This is a genomic window from Kitasatospora sp. NPDC093679 (assembly GCF_040683455.1).
GTDB lineage: Bacteria > Actinomycetota > Actinomycetes > Streptomycetales > Streptomycetaceae > Kitasatospora > Kitasatospora arboriphila.
In genome coordinates, this window is the sequence record NZ_JBFBDW010000087.1 from 1 (window position 1) to 17,391 (window position 17,391).

Genomic DNA, 17,391 nt, shown 5'->3' on the forward strand with positions numbered 1-17,391 from the left:
ATCATGACCACCAGGTTGGTCAGCCCCATCCCGTCACGGACCCGGCGCAGCGCCCGGCATTCGAGGGCGAAGCCCTCCCGGTAGCGGTCGTCGTAGTACCGGCTCGCGCCGCGCCACCCGATCATCGGGTTCGCCTCGACGGGCTCGAACGGGGCACCGCCGACCAGCCGGGCGTACTCGTTGGTCTTGAAGTCGCTGGTGCGCACCACCACCGGGTCGGGCCAGCGGGAGGCGGCGATCCGTGCGACGCCCTGGGCCAGCCGGTCGACGAAGTACTCGGTGCGGTCGGGGTGGCCGTCGCTCAGCGCGTCCACCAGCCGCCGGTCCTCGGGGGAGAGCCGGTCGGGGTGGAGCAGCGCCAGGGGATGCACCCGGACCTGGTGGGCCACGACGAACTCCGTCCGCGCGAGTCCCACGCCGTCCGCGGGCAGGCGCCACCAGCGGAACGCCGCGGCCGGGTCCGCCAGGTTCAGCATCACCTTGGTCCGGGTGGCCGGCAGCGAGCCGAGGTCGGTCTCCGACTCCTCGAAGTCGACGCGGCCGCGGTAGACGTGGCCCTCGGCGCCCTCCGCGCAGGAGACGGTGACCTCCTGTCCGTCGTCGAGGACCTCGGTCGCCCGGCCGGTGCCGACCACGGCCGGGACGCCGAGTTCGCGGCTGACGATCGCCGCGTGCGAGGTGCGTCCCCCGTGGTCGGTGACGATCGCCGAGGCCCTCTTCATCAGCGGTTCCCAGTCGGGGTCGGTGATCGCGGTGACCAGGACCGCGCCGGCGGGGAAGCGGCCGATCTCGACGGGACTCCGCAGTCTGCTGACCGGGCCGACGCCGATCGCCTCGCCCACGGCGATGCCGTCCACCAGCCGCTCGCCGGTGCCGGTCAGCCGGTAGCGCCGCAGGACGGCCCCGCGGCGCCGCGACTGCACGGTCTCAGGCCGGGCCTGGACGACGAACAGCTGTCCGGTGCGGCCGTCCTTCGCCCATTCCAGGTCCATCGGGCAGCCGTAGTGCTCCTCGACGGCGACCGCCCACTCGGCCAGCCGCCGGACCTCGCCGTGGTCCAGCACCAGGGCGCCGCGCTCCTCCGCCGAGGTCTCGACGATCCGGGTGAGGCCCTCGTCGCCGTACACCGACTTGTGCCGCTTGGGGCCGCAGACCGTCTGCAGCACCGGATCGAGCCCCGGGTCCTTCAGCAGGGGCTTGAACACCAGGTACTCGTCGGGGTCGACCCGGCCGCTGACCACCGTCTCGCCGAGCCCCCATGCCGCACTCACCACGACGGCCTCCGGGAACCCGCTCTCCGGGTCCAGGGTGAACATCACGCCCGATCCTCCGAGGTCCGAGCGGACCATCAGCTGCACGCCGACCGACAGCGCCACCGCGAGGTGGTCGAACCCCAGCCGCTCGCGGTAGTCGATCGCCCGGTCGGTGAACAGCGACGCGAAGCACCGCCGGCAGGCGTCCAACAGGGCCTCGGGCCCGCGGACGTTGAGGTAGGTCTCCTGCTGCCCGGCGAAGCTCGCCTCCGGCAGGTCCTCGGCGGTGGCGCTGCTGCGCACGGCCACGTCGGGGTCCGTCCGGCCCGCCTCCCGGCCCAGCCGTGCGTACCCGTCCGTGATCTCCTCGGCCAGCGCCTCGGGCAGAGGTGTCGCCAGGACGGCGGCCCGGACGGCGGCGCCGACGTCGGCGAGCGGGCCGCCCTCACGCAGCCGGTCGAACTGCGCGGCGACCTCGTCCCGCAGACCGCCCCGGGCCAGGAACTCGCGGAAGGCGTCGGCCGTCGTGGCGAAGCCGTCGGGCACGCGGACACCGGCCGGCCCGAGGTGCCCGACCAGCTCTCCCAGGGAGGCGTTCTTGCCTCCCACCAGGCCGACGTCGCCCCGTTCGAGGTCGGCGAACCGGATCACTCGACGCATGGCTCCTCCCAGGCGGTTCAGTAGGGCAGCCGACGGCCCGACGGCGTGCGCAGGTCGAGCGGCGGGAGCGGACGGGGCTGGGGGCCGGGGCGCTTGACGATCCTGGTCCGGGGCATTGCTGCCACCTCCTCGGCCGGTGGCCCGCTGGTGCGGGCGGATTGCCGTCGCCTTCCACGATCCTTTTGGACCGGGCGAGGTCTCCAGGGCCCCTGCGCCCCTGCTGCGGTGTCGGTCGGGCACCGCGCCTTGGGCCGTTCGACCCAAGGCGGTCGTGGGACAGGCATCAGCGCAGAGTCGGACTGCCGCCTTCGCCGGGCGGCCGGCCGTGTCCCGCGGCGATGTGCTGCGCGTGCGCCACGATGTCGGCCGCCGCGTGCTCCCCGACGCCGAGGGCGTGGATCAGCCGGTGGGCGCTCCAGCCGTGCCGGGCGAGCAGCACCGGCAGCGGGTGGTGGCCGGACTCCTCGCCGGCCGGTGCGGGCGCCGAGGGACGCACCGCCGCCGGAACGGTCGCCGCGCCGGCCCTGCGGCGGACGGCGGCCCTGCGGAGCTCGTCCGCACCCCAGACCACCAGCGGGAAGGGCAGCAGCACGGCCAGTTGCGCCGGGCCGAGGGCAGCCGTGCCGAACAGGCGGTGCAGGGCGGGGACGTAGACGATCACGGCCGCGAACGCCAGTGAGAAGGCGATGCCGCCGAGCAACTGGCGGTTGCTGAACACCCCGATCGACCGCAGGGAGGCCCGGTCGGTCCGGGCGGCGAACGCCGTGCCGATCTGGCAGGCCACGATGCCCAGCCAGGCGACGGTGGTGGCCTGCTGGTACAGGTGGTGGAGAGGGCTGCCGGGGCCTGTGGGATCACCTGGGTGCCAGCCGCCCGCGGTCAGGGTGAGGAAGTAGCCGCCCATGACGAGCGCGGCGGAGATCAGGCCGAGGAATCCCCAGGCCCTGGCCAGCATGGCGGGCCGGATCACCTTCTCCGTGCGCGGCCGTGGCGGACGGTCCATCAGACCCGGTTCCGCACGTTCCCGGCCGAGGGCGAGTGCGGGCAGGGTGTCGGTGCCGAGGTCGACGGCGAGGATCTGCATCACCGTCAGCGGCAGCGGGACGGCGCCCCCGGCCAGGGCGAAGACGAGGAAGGGCACCACCTCGGGCACCGCGTGCGCGAAGATGTAGACGATGAACTTGCGGATGTTGTCGTAGGTCCGCCGCCCCTCCTCCACCGCCGCCACGATGGTGGCGAAGTCGTCGTCGGTGAGCACCATGGTGGCCGACTCGCGGGCGACCTCGGTGCCGGAGCGGCCCATGGCGACGCCGATGTCGGCGCGGCGCAGCGCCGGCGCGTCGTTGACCCCGTCGCCGGTCATGGCCACGGTGTTGCCCTCCGCGCGCAGGGCGTCGGCGATCCGCAGCTTGGCCTCGGGCGAGGTCCGTGCGAACACCACCTCCTCACCCCGGGCGAGCAGGACGTCCAGCCGGTCGTCGCCCAGCGAGTCCAGTTCCGCGCCGGTGACGATCCGCATGCCGCGGTGGCCGATGCCGACCTGCTCGGCGACGGCCGCGGCGGTCAGCCCGTTGTCGCCGGTGACCACGTGGACGGTGATGCCGGCGCGGTGGGCCCGGGTGATGGCGCCGGCGACCTCTGGCCGGGGCGGGTCGGCCATGGCGACCAGGCCGAGCAGGCACAGGTCGTGTTCGGCGTCCTCGCGGCGCCGGGGCGGCGGTACCCCGGGTCGGAGCGGCCGCACGGCCACTGCGAGCACTCTCAGGCCACGGGCCGCCAGCCGGCCGATCTCGTGCACCACGGCCGTGCGGTCCGCGGCGGTCAGGGGCCGACGGGCGCCGCGGTCGAACACTGTGGTGGCGTGGGTGAGGACTTCCTCCGGTGCCCCTTTGGTGTGGAGCACCACGTTCTCGCCGTGGCGGTCGGCCGTGGTCATCAGCTTCAGCCGGGGGTCGAAGCGGAAGAGCGCCATGCGGCTGCTGTCCCGGGGGCCTGCCGGGCAGGGCACGCCGAAGCGGTCGGCGAGGTCGAGCAGGGCCAGCTCGGTCGGGTCGCCGTGGGCGGTGTCCGGGTCGGCGGTGGTGCAGGCCGCGGCCGCTGCGGCGAGGTCGCGGAGTTCGGCGCCGGGAGCCGTGGTGCCGTCGGCCGGGGCCTCGCCGGCCGGCGTCCACACGGTGGTGACCCGCATGCGGTTCTCGGTCAGGGTGCCGGTCTTGTCGGTGCAGACGACGGTGGTCGAACCGAGGGTCTCCACCGCGGACAGCCGTTTGACGACCGCCCCGCGGCGGGCCAGGTCCCGCACGCCGGAGGCGAGGGCGAGCGTGATGGTCGGCAGCAGGCCCTCGGGCACGTTGGCGACCAGCAGGCCGACGGCGAAGGTCACCGCGGCGGTCAGCGACAGGCCGGCGGCCAGGCCCATCGGCAGGAAGGCCAGCCCGACACCCACCGCGATCACCGCGATCAGCCGGGCCACCCGTTTGACCTGGCGCTCCAGTGGGCTCTCCTCGCGGCGGGTGCGCTGGCTCAGGGCGGCGATCCGCCCGAGTTCGGTGTGCATTCCGGTGGCCGTCACCACGGCCAGCGCCTGGCCGCCGGTGCAGGCCGAGCCGGAGAACACCAGGTCGCGGGCGTCCAGTAGGGGACCTGCGACGTCTGTCGTCTCGGCGGAGCGGAAGACCGGGACGGACTCGCCGGTCAGCGCCGACAGGTCGACCTCCACACCGCCCGACAGCAGCCGGGCATCGGCGGACACCCGGTCGCCCTCCTCGACCACCAGGATGTCGCCCGGCACGAGGTCCGTTGCCGGGACCTCCCTGCGGACGCCGCCGCGGACCACGGTGGCGTGCTCCGGCAGGAAGTCGGCCAGTGCCTCCACCGCCTGCTCGGCCTGACGCTCCTGCACGAAGGCGAGCAGGGCGTTCAACACGATGACCGCGGCGATCGCCACCGCCAGGGCCGGTGCGCCGCTCACCAGGGCAAGTACGGCCGCCAAAGCGAGCAGGACGGCCAGCGGGTGGGTGAACTGCTGCGCCAGCTCGCCGGGCCAGCGCCGTCCGCCCCGCCGGGCCAGCGTGTTCGGCCCGTGGACGGTCAGTCTCCGGCCCGCCTCCCGCTCGGCCAGGCCGTCCGGAGAAGTCCGCAGGTCGCGAAAGAGCAGGTTGACCGGCTCGCGCGGGTCAGGCTCCGCCGGCTCGGCCTCCACAGGCGGTGGTCGGAGCGTGCCGGCCCGTTCGCCGGACACGTCAGCGATGGTGGTCGACGGGCGGCGGGACGGTGACGACCGGGCAGTGCGCGTGGTGCAGCAGCCCGTGCGGGACGGAGCCCAGACGCATGCCGGTGAACCCGCCGTGGCCGCGCCGGCCGACCACCACGGCCAGGGCGTGCGCCGACGCCGCGGCCAACTGCTCGACCGGGTGCCCGACGAGCACGTCATGGGTCACCCGGACGTCCGGCTGCGTACCGCCGTGACCGGCGGTGGCCTCCGACAGCTGCCGCCGCAGGGTCTGCACGGCGGTATCCCGGTCGGTCGGCAGGACAAGCGGACGGTGCCACACCCACACCGCCCGCAGCTCCGCGCCGCGCCGCGCCGCCAGGCCGAAGGCGAAATCCACGGCGGCGGCGCACGAGCGGCTGCCGTCCACCCCCACCACCACGTACGGCGGCTGCTGGGTCGAGTGCTCCGGCGCACCGACCACGACGACCGGGCAGTGTGCTTGCGCGCTCAGCGGGACGGTGACCGAGGAGGCGCTCAGCCACTCCTCGGCACGGCTGAGCCGCCGCGACCCGACGACCACCAACTCGGCGCGCCGGGACTCCTCGCACAGGACCTGGTCCGTGACACCCTCGACGGTCTCGGCTGTGATCTCCAGGCCCGGGTGGCGTTCACGGGCCAGCAGGGCCGCCTTGTCGAGAACCACGCCGCCCTCGCGGTGCTGCTCCTTCAGGCTGCCGACCCATTCGGCGCCGGTGAAGCCGTACGGCGCCGGAGAGACGGCGTGGACCAGCCGCAGCGGCCGGCCCCACCGGTCGGCCTCGTCCGCGGCCCAGGCCACGGCCGTCGGCGTGGGAGCCGGGGCGTCGATGCCCAGCACGATCGGACGGTGTGCAGTAGTGGATCGCACGGCTTCCTCCACCCGTGAGCGGGTCAGTGCCTTGCTGCCACGCTACGGCCGGCCGCAGTCGGCGCGGGAGGGCCGACCGGCCCCGTTGGCCGGGGCCTGCAGACGCGGACACTCGTACCAGGCGAACTACCGCCCCGGCGCGAGGCATCCTCAGCCGGGTCGGTCGGCCCTGGCCAGGTTCCACCGTTCTGCCTGGCGTGGAGATGCGGACACCGCAGAGCGCGGACGTTGTGACCGATCTCGCGTCCCGCCGCGGAGCCGAGGTCCTCGCAGTGAGGGTGTGGCGCCCCGCCTTCATCGCCCGTGCGAACGAGCGGACAGCCATGCGGACGCTGGAGCTGGAACTGCACGAGGCCACAGCGGGCTGCAGGGCCGAGCACCCGGACATGAGAGTCACCCACGAGGTGGCCCGCGGCCATCCGGTCGGGGAACTCGCCCGCCACTCCCGCCATGCACCCGCCGTCGTGGTGGGGCGACGCGGCCGGGGCGGATTCGCCGGAATGAAGCCGGGATCCGTCCCGCACGGCCTTCTGTACCGGGCGCTGTGCCCAGTCGTTGTTGTGCCGACCGCCAGCCCGGAGGGGCAAGAGGGGCACCAGGCCGCCGGAGCCGAGATAAGGCGGCCCTCCACGGACACGGGGCCGGCCGTGAGCGAGCCGATCGTGGTGGTTTCGAACGCTCGCCCCAGAGCGGGCCGACAGCCGACCGGGCGGCTCACGGGGCTACCTGTTCCGACGCCGTCTCGACCTCCTGAGGGCGGCCTGGCCACCCTCGTATGCGCTCGGACGGCAGGAGCCCAGGAACGTGACCACAACCCGGGCGCGGTCCACGCTCACCCATCGGTTCCACCTTCGCGCCGCGGTCAGCCGCCGTGCCGGGGCAGGAGTGATGCCGCTGCATCCGCGCTGCGCAGTTTCCATTCGATCTGCTGCGTGACATCGCGGGTGAGTGCGACCAGCCGGCTCGACTGCCGCGCAGTCGGTGCCAGCGGGTCGGTGATGCGGCGGGCGGGCGCAGGCAGCGCGGCCAGGTCCGCTTCGAGGCACGCGCGCGCTTCGGCGAGGGTGCACGCGCCGCGGAGCCGCTGCCCGCCCGTCATGACCCGGCGCAGCAACGGCTCGGATTCAGGCGGGCCCGGCTCCTTCCGAAGGGCCAGAGTGTCGCGGGACCCAGGGCCGCGGAAGACCTGTTTGGCGCCGGGCGCCGTGGCCTTGCCTGCCGAGAGTTTCATCATCGGCCGGCCGTCGTAGGCGACCAGTTTGTACGCGGCGTCCAGGTACGGGGCGTCCGCCGCCACGCCGACGCGGGTCCCGACGGCGAAGACGTCGATCGGCGCCCCCGCGGCGAGCAGGTCGGCGATGCCGTATTCGTCGAGGCCGCCACTGGCCGTGATCCTCACCCCGGGCAGGCCGGCGGCGTCGAGGATCCGGCGCGCGGCCGCGGACAGGTCGAGCAGGTCGCCGCTGTCCAGCCGGACCGCGCAGCCCTCGTGCAGACCGAGTTCCCGCAGCACCCGGGCAGCCGTGGCAACCCCCTCCGGGTGTCGTAGGTGTCGACCAGGAGAGTCACCGGCCCCGGGTGGGCCCGGGCGAAGGCGCGGAAGGCCGTGGCCTCGTCACCGAACGCCTCGATGTACGAGTGGGCCATGGTGCCGACCGCCTGCAGGCCGTACCTGTCGGCCGCGGCGACGTTGCTCGTTCCCGAGAAACCCACCAGCGCGCCCAGCCGGGCGGCGTGGTCCGCTGCCTGCAGGCCGTGGGTGCGCCGCAGCGAGAAGTCCACCACCGGCCGCCCCGCCGCGGCGAGGACGCAGCGGGCCGCCTTGCTCGCCACCGTCGTCTGGTGGCACACCTGGTTGAGCAGGTAGGACTCGACCAGTTGGGCCTCGGGCAGCGGTGCGGTCACTTCCAGGAGCGGCTCGTCGGCCAGCACGACCCGTCCCTCCGGCACCGCCCACACCTCGCCGCCGAACCGCAGCCCGAGCAGCGACGCCAGGTCCGCGGTCGGACGGCCGAGCGCAGCGGCGAAGGCCCGCACGTCCTCCCCGTCGATCCGGTACCCCTCCAAATACTCCAGAGCGGATTCGATGCCGGCGGCGACGAGGAAGCCACGCCCGGGCGGAAGCTTGCGGACGAACAAGCTGAACGTCGCCAACCCCGTCATGCGCTCCCGGAGGTAGGAGTGCGCCATCGTCACCTCGTACAGGTCGGTGATCCCGGCCGTCGACATGGTGCCTCCTCGGACGGAACGGCCCCTTGGCCAGCGTTCCACGTGCTGCGGTGGGCGCGGAGGGCCGAACGGCCCTCTCGGCGGGGTACCCACGGTCCTGCCGGGATGCGACCGGCCGGCCCTGGCCGCCGCCCGCAGGGCGCGGTGTGCTGGGAGGAGGAGCCAGCGCCCCTCAAGGGCGCACGGAGTACGGAGGACCGCCATGGCGACCTCGGCCCAACCGATGACCACCGCGGCCGGAGGGTCGGTCCTCGTCACCCGCGCCCACCCTGTTGGAACCGGCCCGGTGTTGCTGGACCTCGGCGCAGCGGGACGGGTCGCACTGACGTGTGCCGAGGCGAGGCAGGTCGCTGCGGCCCTGATCCGCGAGGCGGCCGTGCCGGGGGACCGGGACGGAGCCGGGTACACGGAGGCGGTGCATCTGCGCGACGACCAGTACGCCGTATTCGTGCGCGGCCACGTGCTCACCGTCGATCAGCCGGTGGCGGACGGAGGCGCCGACACGGCGCCGACACCGCTCGAACTGTTCACCGCCTCCCTCGCCGGCTGCGTCGCCCACTACGCGGGCCGCCACCTGGCCCGGCACGGCATCGACCGCGAGGGGCTGCGGGTGACCGTGGACCACCGGATGGCGGCCGACCGGCCCGCCCGGATCGCCTCAATGGAGGTCTCCGTGGTCGCCCCCCGGCTGCCCGCGGAGCGAGCGGCGGGACTGCTCGCCGTGGCGTCGCACTGCACCGTCCACAACACGCTGACCCACCCGCCCGAGGTCACCATCGTGGTGAAGGAGGAGGAGCCGTGCGCGTCGCGGACCTCATGATCTCGCCCCCGATGACCGTCCCGGCCGACAGCACCGCCGCCGAGGCGGCACGCCTGATGGCGGATCGGGCGATCGGCTGCGTCCTGGTGACGGCGGACAGCCGTGCCCTGCTGGGCGTCCTCACCGACCGCGACCTCGTCGTCCGTGTGCTGGCCGGAGACACGGACGCCAACACCTCGGTGGCCAGGCTGATGTCGGCCCCGCCGCTCACCGTCGACGCCGATGACGAACTCGCCACCGCCTACCGGACGTTCCGCCGCACCGGGGTACGCCGCCTACCCGTCCTGCGCGACGGTGTACCGGTCGGTGTCATCACCGTCGACGACCTCTTCCTCGACGTCCTGCAGCACTTCGCCGACCTGCTCGGCCCGGTCTCCCGCAGCACCCTGCACGAGGAGGCCGCCGTGCCGTCCCTCGAAAGGACCACGCCATGAACAGCACCTGGTACACCGTCGGCGACGTGATGACCCACGCGGTCGTCGCGGTGGGACGGGACGCGGACTTCCGGGAGATCGCCGACACCCTGCAGCAGTGGCAGGTCAGCGCCGTACCCGTGCTGACCGGCGACGGCCGGGTGATCGGCGTGGTCTCCGAGGCCGACCTGCTCACCGCCCAGGACCGCGAACCCGCGACCTACCCGGGGATGACCGCCGGCGCCATGATGACCGCGCCGGCCGTGACCGTCCACCCGGACAGCCCGATCGCCGAAGCCGGCCGGTCGATGGCCCGGATGCACCTCAAGCGGCTGCCGGTCGTCGACGCCGAGGACTGCCTGGTCGGCATCGTCAGCCGGGGCGACCTGCTCAAGGTGCACCTCCGCGAGGACACGGAACTCGCCGGTCAGGTCCGCTTCGAGCTGATCGCGGCCCTTCGCCCGGCGGACGCCTCCGGACTGCGGGTGCACGCCGACGACGGGCGGATCACACTGTCCGGCACGCTCCCCGACACGGCGACGGCCGCCCTGCTGGAACACCTGGTCAAGGGTGTGCCCGGGGTGGTCGACGCCGAAGTCCGGCTCGGCGTCCCGGCCTGAACGGCCGGCGACGTGAACGCCGTGGCCCCGCCCGTACTGGCCGTCGTCGACGACTCGCCCACCACACCGGCCGTCGTCGACTGGGCCGCGGCCGAGGCCGGGCGCCGCGGTGCACCGCTGTGCCTCGTCCACCCGCTGCCTCGGCCGCTCGGCACCGCGCCAGCGCTCCCCGGGGCCAGCGAGGTCCGCGGCCGGGCACTCGGCCTGCTCGCCGAGACGGCCGCCCGCCTGCGCCTCGATCACCGAGGCCTGGACGTGCGGACCGCCGTCCTGGAAGAGCCGGCGCCTCGAGGGCTGCTCACTGCCACCCACGGCACCGGTCTCCTCGTGCTCGGCACCCACGGGCCCCGGCACCTCAGCCCTCGCTTCCTTGACGCCCTCGGGCCCGCCGTGGCGGGCGAGGCCAACTGCCCCACCGTGCTGCTGCACAACGGAGCACGAGCGGCCCCGGCGGGACGGATCGTGGTGGGGGTCAACGCCGACCTGCCCGCCCCGGAGGTCGTCGCCTTCGCCCGGGACGCGGCCGGGCTCCGCGGGGCCGAACTGCGGATCGTCGCCGTCGAGCACGAACTGACCGGACACGCCCGGCAGGTCCTGCAGCGGCTGACCGGCACCGGAGCCGAGCGCGGCCCCGCAGCTCCGCGAACGGTCACCGAGGTCCGTCCGGGCACCGCTCCCGAAGAACTCGTCCGAGCGGGCGAGGGCTGCGACCTCCTCGTCGTCGGCCGCGCGGGCCGAAGACTCGGCCCGGTGGCGCGCGCCGTCATCGGCCAGGCACGCGTCCCGGTCGCCGTCGTACCGCACGGATGAACCCGACCGGTGCGGTACGGGGAGCGGACGCGCAGAATCGGGAAGAGACGACACAGGTGCAGGGAGGCCGCCATGGACCCGATCCGGGACGGCGACACCGGACAGCCCGTACGGGTGTTCCTGCTGGACGATCACGAGATCGTCCGGCGGGGCGTGAAGGACCTGCTGGATGCCGAACCCGACATCGAGGTCGTCGGCGAGGCGGGCACCTGTGCCCAGGCACTGGCGCGGGTGCCCGCGCTCAGGCCCCGGGTGGCCGTGCTCGACGTGCGGCTCCCCGACGGCGACGGGGTCACCGTCTGCCGCGAGCTGCGGGACGGGCTGCCCGACCTGGTCTGCCTGATGCTCACGTCCTTCGACGACGACGACGCGCTGCTGGACGCGATCATGGCCGGGGCGGCCGGCTACGTCCTCAAGCAGGTCAAGAGCGCGGACCTGGTCAGCGCCGTGCGCACCGTCGCGGCGGGCCAGTCGATGCTCGACCCGGCCACCACCCGCAAGCTGATGGAGAGCCTGCGCCACCACGACGAGACCGACACCGGCGCCCTGCTCGACCAGCTGACACCGCGCGAACGGGAGATCCTCGCGCTGGTGGGCGAGGGCAAGACCAACCGGCAGATCGGCAAGGAGCTCTACCTCGCCGAGAAGACCGTCAAGAACCACGTGTCCCGGCTGCTCGCCAAACTCGGGGTCGAGCGGCGCCTGCAGGCCGCCGTCCTGGCCGCCCAGGTCGACACCGAGCACCGTTCGCCGCACCCGCACTGAGCCGCCCGGCCCGGCGGATCGGGCCGCTCGGCCCATGTGCGCCCGGCGCCGCAGGCGGACCGTGGGAGTGAGGGCATCCGCCCCCGACCCTGCTGGCCCAGGAGCCCCGCGATGATGCGCCGGATCGACTGCGGCGCGAACGGGCGGGGGATCGCCGTCACGAGCCCCACCACCCGGCTCATCCGCGGCGCTTGGACGCCCCGCAGGACGCGAACCGGCCGGCCTCCGGCTGACCGAACACCCGGAGGTGCCGTCATGTCCACCGTCGCCCTCGACGCCGCCGCACTGGAGACCCTGGTCTCGGCCGCGGTCGCCGCACCGTCCATCCACAACAGCCAGCCGTGGCACTTCAAGCTGCGCCCCGAGACCTCCACCCTGGAGGTGCGCGCCGTCGGTGAGCGGAAGCTGCCCCAGACCGACCCGCGGGGCCAGGCCCTGTACGTCTCGGTCGGAGCCGCGGTCTTCAACCTGCGTGTCGCGGCCCGCCACCTGGGCTGGGCGCCCGAGGTCCGGCTGCTGCCCGACCCGGCCGAACCCGATCTGCTGGCAGCCGTCGAACTCGACCGGCCGGCCCTCGTCACCCTGCCCAGCACCGCCGAGCTGTACGACGCGATCTGGCACCGGCACACCATCCGCACACCGTTCACCGGCCCGCCCGTCCCGCCCGCGGTCCTCGCCGAACTCGTCGCCGCGGCACGGGCGGAGGAGACGACGCTGGACATCCCCGGCCCCGAGGAGACCGAACGGCTCCTGCACCTGACCGCCGAGGCGGAGCGGACCAACACCACCGACATCCGGCGCCGGATCGAGAGCCGCGCCTGGATCCAGGAACCCGGCGGACCACCGCTGGGCATCCCGCGCCGCGCCCTCGGACCGCAGGACGCCGCGGGCCACCTGCCGGTGCGGGACTTCTCCGCCATCGACCCCACCGACCACCTGCCGCCCGCCGCCTTCGAGGCCCACCCGTGCCTTGCCGTGCTGTCCACCCACCAGGACCGCCCGGTGGACTGGCTGCGCGCAGGGCTGGCCCTGCAGCACGTCCTCCTGGTCGCCACCGTCCACCAGGTCCGCGCGTCGATGCTGCACCAGGCCCTCGAGTGGCCCCACGTCCGCTGGGCGACCCGGGACCCGTCCCACGGGCCCGGCTGCGTGCAGATGCTCCTCCGCCTCGGCTACGGCCCCGAAGGCGCCCCGACACCGCGGCTCCCGCTGGCCGACAGCATCGACGAGGACGAGACCGAGCACTTGTGACCTCAGGCGGCCGGCAGCGGCACCCGCCAGACCAGCTCCGTGCCGCCCCCCGGGCGGCTGCGGGCGTCGAACCCGCCGCCCAGTGCGGCCGCCCGCTCGGCCAGGTTGGCCAGGCCGCTGCGCCGTCCGCCCTCCGGCAGGCCGATGCCGTTGTCCGTGATGGTGAGCACCAGGTCGGCGCCGGCGGCGAGCGTCACCTCCACGGAGGTGGCCCCGGCGTGCCGGGCGGCGTTGGACAGCGCCTCCTGCAGGACCGCCAGCGCCTCCTCCGCCGTGGCGGGCGGGACGGTGACGTCGATCAGCCCGGTCATCCGCAGCGCAGGGGTGAACCCGAGAACGGCGGCTGCCCGGTCCACGCTCTCCACGACCCTCGCCCGCAGCCCCTTGCCGGCCGGCCCGGACTGCCGGGCCCGCAGGCCGAAGATGGTGGAGCGGATGGTCTTGGCGGTCTCGTCGAGGTCGTCGATGGCCCGCAGCACCCGGTCGGTCGCCTCCGGGTGCTCGATGAACCGGGTGGCGCCCTGCAGGGTCATCCCGGTGGCGAAGAGCCGCTGGATGGCCAGGTCGTGCAGGTCCCGGGCGATCCGGTCGCGTTCCTGGAGCAGCGCCACCTGCTCGGAGTCGCGGCGTCGCTCCGCGAGCTCCATCGCCACCGCCGCCTGCGCCGCGAATCCCTTCAGCGGAGCGGACTCGTCCTGGTCGAAGAGTGGTGCGCCCTCGGCGCGGGCGAGCATGAGCACGCCGCGGATCCCGCCCTCCGCGGTGCCGATCGGTACGGCGATCGCCGGCCCCAGGCCCTCCCACCGCGGCGGCCCGACCGTGATCCGCGAATCCTTGCGGACATCCGTGCTGACCGCGAGGTCGGCCGACTGCACGGCCGCACCCATGAACGATCCCTTCACGGGCAGCACCAGGCCCCGGTGGTCGGAGCCGCGCAGGCCGACCGCGATCCGCACCTCCAGCTCGTCCGTCTGCGGGAGGCAGAACGCCACCACCGCGAGGTCCGCACCGGCGATCTGGGATGCGCGGGTGACCAGCAGATCGAGGACCGCGTGCTCCGGCTCCCCGGACAGCAGGCCGCCCGTCACCTCGGCGCCCGCGGCAAGCCAGCGCTCGCGCAGCCGGGCCTGGGTGTAGAGGCGGGCGTTGTCGATCGTCACACCCGCGGCCACCGCCAGGGTGGCGAGCACCGCCTCGTCCTCGGCGTCGAACCCGCCGCCGCCGCGCTTCTGCGTCAGGTAGAGGTTGCCGAAGACCTTGTTCCGTACCCGGATCGGCACGCCCAGGAAGCTGTGCATGGGGGGATGGTTGGCCGGGAAACCGACCGACGACGGATGGTCCGCGATCTCGTCCAGCCGCAGCGGCACCGGGTGGCGGATCAGCTCGCCCAGCAGTCCGCGGCCGGACGGCAGCGGGCCGATCCGCTCCCGCACCTCGTCGCTGATCCCCACCGGGATGAACTGGGAGAGCGTGCGGCCCTCCCCGATCACCCCCAGGGCGCCGTACTCGGCGTCCACCAGCGTCACCGCCGCCTCGACGACGTGCCGCAGGGCCTGGGCGAGTTCCAGGTCCCGGCCGACGTCCAGCACCGCCTCCAGCAGGCTGTGCACCCGGTCGCGGGCGCTGCGTGCGGCGTCCAACCGGGCCTGCAGCTCGTCGAGGAGATCGTCCAGACGGAGCTGCGGCACGGGCCCCGCGCCATCGTCCCGGTCCTTGCCCACATCGTTCTCCGTCCTGATCGGAGCACCGTCTCCAGGCTAGCCACGGCACCGACCGCATGCCGTGGCAGTGGGGCCGCTCGACCCGTGCCATGGGCCGTCCGGCCCATGGCACGGACGCCGTCCCCGGACCGACGCTGAAAAGGGAACCCCGGCAACCAGCAGCTTGGCCGGGACGTCCGAGGGAGAGACCGGACATGAAGGCTCTGACGTACCACGGACCGGGCCGCCGCCTGTGGGACGAGGTCCCCGACCCGACCCTCGCCGATCCCGAGGACGCGATCGTCCGTGTGGACGCGGTGACCATCTGCGGCACCGACCTGCACATCCTCAAGGGCGACGTCCCGGAGGTCACCGAAGGGCGGATCCTCGGGCACGAAGCCGTCGGCACGGTCGTCGAGACCGGACCGGGCGTGCGCACCGTCGCGGCCGGCGACCGCGTCCTGGTCTCCTGCATCTCCGCCTGCGGCCGCTGCGCCTCCTGCCGGGAGGCCGCCTACGGCCAGTGCACCGGTGGAGGCGGCTGGATCCTCGGCCACCTCGTCGACGGAACCCAGGCCGAGTACGTCCGTACGCCGTTTGCCGACAACTCGCTGCACAAGCTGCCCGCCGGGATCACCGACGAGGCGGCGCTGATGCTCGCGGACATCCTGCCCACCTCCTTCGAGGTCGGCGTCCGCAACGGCCGAGTCGGCCCCGGGGACACCGTGGTGGTCGTCGGCGCCGGCCCGATCGGGCTCGCGACCGTCGCGACGGCCCGCCTCTACAGTCCCGCCCGGATCATCGTGGTGGACCTCGCGGAGAGCCGGCGGAAGGCCGCCGAACGGGTGGGCGCCGACAGCACCCTGAGCCCCGACGAGGTGGAGCGGGCCGCCGCGGACGGGCTCGGCAGGGACGGCCGCGGCGCCGATGTCGCGATCGAGGCGGTCGGCCTCCCCGACACCTTCGAGCTGTGCACCCGCCTGGTGCGGCCCGGCGGACGGGTGGCGAACGTCGGCGTCCACGGCAGAAGCGCCACGCTCCACCTCGAAGAGCTGTGGATCAAGAACGTCACCATCACCACCGGTCTGGTGGACACCAGCAGCACCCCGCTGCTGCTCGACATGCTGGCGGCTGGCCGGCTGTCCCCGGGCGAGCTCGTCACCCACCGGTTCGGTCTCGACGAGATGCAGGACGGCTACGACGTCTTCGCCGACCCGGCTCGCACCGGAGCGCTCAAAGTCGGTCTTTTCCGCACCTGAGGACCGAAGGCCATGAACACGAACAACACCGCGTCCACCCCCTGGGCCGGCGTGACCGACGAACCGGAAGACATCACCCGACGGGTCATTGCACGGTGCCGCCTGCTCGACCTCACGCAGGACGAGGCGGCTGCCCGCGCCGGCATGTCGCCACGTTACCTCGGCCACCTCTTGGATTTCGGGCCCGGCTTCGACCCGGGTGCGCTGTTCCGTCTCGCGCACGCCCTCGGTGTGAGCCGCAACGACCTCGTCGAGGGCCGCCCCGACGCGTCTCCGGGCCTCCCTCGTACGGCCCGGCGCGCCCGGCTGCTCCGGCTCACCGAGGAAGAGTGCTGGGACCGGCTGGGAACCCACGGCGTCGGCCGGATCGCACTGCTGGGGCACCACTACCCGGTCGTCCTGCCGGTCAACTACACCGTCGACGGCCACGCGATCGTCTACCGCACGTCCGACTTCGGCATCGCAGCCACCGCAGCCGGCTCCGACGTCGGCTTCCAGGTGGACCGGATCGACGACGCCAGCCGCTCCGGGTGGAGCGTCCTGATCGGCGGTGGCGCGGACCGCGTAACCGAGCCTGCCGAAATCGGACGGCTCGACCGGCTGGCCGCCACCGAACCCTGGGCCGGCGGCGCCCGGCACCTGTGGATCCGCATCGCCCCGAAGACCGTGACCGGCCGCCTCATCCAGCCGGCCACGACCGAACAGGGAACCGGGCACGAGGAAGGAGGCCGGCCATGAGGCACCGACAGGTGGCCGACGTGATGACCCGCGAGGTGGTCCGCGTCCCGCCCGACACCGGATTCCGCGAGATCGCCGCCACCCTCGCTGTGCACCGCATCAGCGCCGTGCCGGTGGTCGACCATGCGGAGCGTCCGATCGGCATCGTGTCCGAGGCGGACCTGATGCACGTCCAGGCCGTCCAGGACGATCCCGACGAAATACTCGCCATGCCCCGACTGGATGGCGACCGAGCCTCCGCGGGAGAGCTGATGTCCGCCCCGCCCGTGTGCATCACCGCCGACGCCAGCGTGGTCGCCGCCGCCCGGCACATGGAGCGGAACCAGGTGAAGCACCTGCCGGTCGTGGACGCCGACGGCCGGCTGGTCGGCATGGTCAGCAGGGCCGACCTGGTGAAGGTCTTCCTCCGCGACGACCGGGCCATCGCCGAGCAGATCGCCGACGAGGTCCTCGGCGGGATCGACGGCATCGACCCGGCTGCCGTGGACCTCAGGGTCGAGCAGGGACGGGTCACGCTCAGCGGCACCATCGACCCGCCCTACCTGGCGGCGGTCGTCGACAGGCTGTGCCGGTCGATCGACGGCGTCGTCTCGGTCACCGACCGGACCCGGCGCGCGGCCGAAACGACCGCGCCCGAGTGAGGCCCAGATCCACCGAGGAGGAGCAGGACCATGCAGCACCGGAGCGTTCACGACGTCATGACCCAGGAAGTGGTGACCGCGAGGCCGGACACGCCGTTCAAGGCGGTCGTG

General features: G+C 73.8%; 13 protein-coding genes and 2 pseudogenes. 10 read left to right on the forward strand and 5 right to left on the reverse strand.

From position 1 onward, the window contains the following. The 3 genes from ppsA to AB0O09_RS37325 all read right to left on the reverse strand — a co-directional run. Positions 1-1,913, reverse strand: a 1,913-nt coding sequence (gene ppsA / locus AB0O09_RS37315; RefSeq protein WP_363549891.1) for a phosphoenolpyruvate synthase, incomplete at its 3' end; no start/stop codon positions are given. 283 nt (positions 1,914-2,196) lie between these two features. Next, a complete protein-coding gene (locus AB0O09_RS37320; protein WP_363549893.1) occupies positions 2,197-5,154 on the reverse strand; it encodes a cation-transporting P-type ATPase in 2,958 nt (985 codons plus the stop codon). Between the two features lies 1 nt (position 5,155). Beyond that, positions 5,156-6,004 carry a universal stress protein gene (locus tag AB0O09_RS37325; protein ID WP_363549895.1) on the reverse strand — a complete coding sequence of 283 codons (849 nt, stop codon included), beginning with the start codon at positions 6,002-6,004 and terminating at the stop codon, positions 5,156-5,158. A 233-nt stretch (positions 6,005-6,237) separates the two neighbouring features. Here AB0O09_RS37325 and AB0O09_RS37330 point away from each other — a divergent pair. Next, a pseudogene (locus tag AB0O09_RS37330) lies at positions 6,238-6,588 on the forward strand (universal stress protein); the annotation flags it as partial. Between the two features lie 308 nt (positions 6,589-6,896). Here the strand turns inward: AB0O09_RS37330 and AB0O09_RS37335 are convergent. Continuing rightward, positions 6,897-8,263 (reverse strand): annotated as a pseudogene (locus tag AB0O09_RS37335) (nicotinate phosphoribosyltransferase). A gap of 202 nt (positions 8,264-8,465) precedes the next feature. Here AB0O09_RS37335 and AB0O09_RS37340 point away from each other — a divergent pair. The 6 genes from AB0O09_RS37340 to AB0O09_RS37365 all read left to right on the forward strand — a co-directional run bounded on the left by AB0O09_RS37340 (position 8,466) and on the right by AB0O09_RS37365 (position 12,942). Next, positions 8,466-9,083, forward strand: a complete 618-nt coding sequence (locus tag AB0O09_RS37340; RefSeq protein WP_363549898.1) for an OsmC family protein — start codon at positions 8,466-8,468, stop codon at positions 9,081-9,083. Next, positions 9,062-9,517 carry a CBS domain-containing protein gene (locus AB0O09_RS37345; protein WP_363549900.1) on the forward strand — a complete coding sequence of 152 codons (456 nt, stop codon included), beginning with the start codon at positions 9,062-9,064 and terminating at the stop codon, positions 9,515-9,517. The genes AB0O09_RS37340 and AB0O09_RS37345 overlap by 22 nt, the downstream gene beginning before the upstream one ends. Further along, the gene (locus tag AB0O09_RS37350; RefSeq protein ID WP_363549903.1) at positions 9,514-10,116 is read left to right on the forward strand and encodes a CBS domain-containing protein; all 603 of its coding nucleotides are present in this window, start codon (positions 9,514-9,516) and stop codon (positions 10,114-10,116) included. Before AB0O09_RS37345 ends, AB0O09_RS37350 begins: the two co-directional genes overlap by 4 nt. Positions 10,117-10,128: 12 nt before the next feature. Continuing rightward, the gene (locus AB0O09_RS37355; RefSeq protein WP_363549906.1) at positions 10,129-10,926 is read left to right on the forward strand and encodes a universal stress protein; all 798 of its coding nucleotides are present in this window, start codon (positions 10,129-10,131) and stop codon (positions 10,924-10,926) included. 72 nt (positions 10,927-10,998) lie between these two features. After that, entirely contained in the window at positions 10,999-11,691 is a 693-nt protein-coding gene (locus tag AB0O09_RS37360) for a response regulator transcription factor (RefSeq protein ID WP_363549909.1), read from the forward strand. A gap of 255 nt (positions 11,692-11,946) precedes the next feature. Then, positions 11,947-12,942 (forward strand): hypothetical protein, encoded by a 996-nt coding sequence (locus tag AB0O09_RS37365; RefSeq protein WP_363549911.1) that lies wholly within the window; start codon positions 11,947-11,949, stop codon positions 12,940-12,942. A 2-nt stretch (positions 12,943-12,944) separates the two neighbouring features. Here the strand turns inward: AB0O09_RS37365 and AB0O09_RS37370 are convergent, their stop codons facing one another. Continuing rightward, the gene (locus tag AB0O09_RS37370; RefSeq protein ID WP_363549913.1) at positions 12,945-14,630 is read right to left on the reverse strand and encodes a GAF domain-containing protein; all 1,686 of its coding nucleotides are present in this window, start codon (positions 14,628-14,630) and stop codon (positions 12,945-12,947) included. Positions 14,631-14,857: 227 nt separating this feature from the next. Between AB0O09_RS37370 and AB0O09_RS37375 the strand changes: the two genes are divergently transcribed. Genes AB0O09_RS37375 through AB0O09_RS37385 form a run of 3 tightly spaced genes read left to right on the forward strand, consistent with a single transcriptional unit; the run spans position 14,858 to position 17,280 of the window. Next, positions 14,858-15,901, forward strand: a complete 1,044-nt coding sequence (locus AB0O09_RS37375) for a zinc-dependent alcohol dehydrogenase family protein (RefSeq protein ID WP_363549915.1) — start codon at positions 14,858-14,860, stop codon at positions 15,899-15,901. Between the two features lie 12 nt (positions 15,902-15,913). Next, positions 15,914-16,639, forward strand: coding sequence for a pyridoxamine 5'-phosphate oxidase family protein (locus tag AB0O09_RS37380; protein WP_363549918.1), 726 nt, complete (start codon positions 15,914-15,916; stop codon positions 16,637-16,639). Continuing rightward, positions 16,636-17,280, forward strand: a complete 645-nt coding sequence (locus AB0O09_RS37385; protein ID WP_363549921.1) for a CBS domain-containing protein — start codon at positions 16,636-16,638, stop codon at positions 17,278-17,280. Before AB0O09_RS37380 ends, AB0O09_RS37385 begins: the two co-directional genes overlap by 4 nt. Positions 17,281-17,391: the final 111 nt, after the last annotated feature.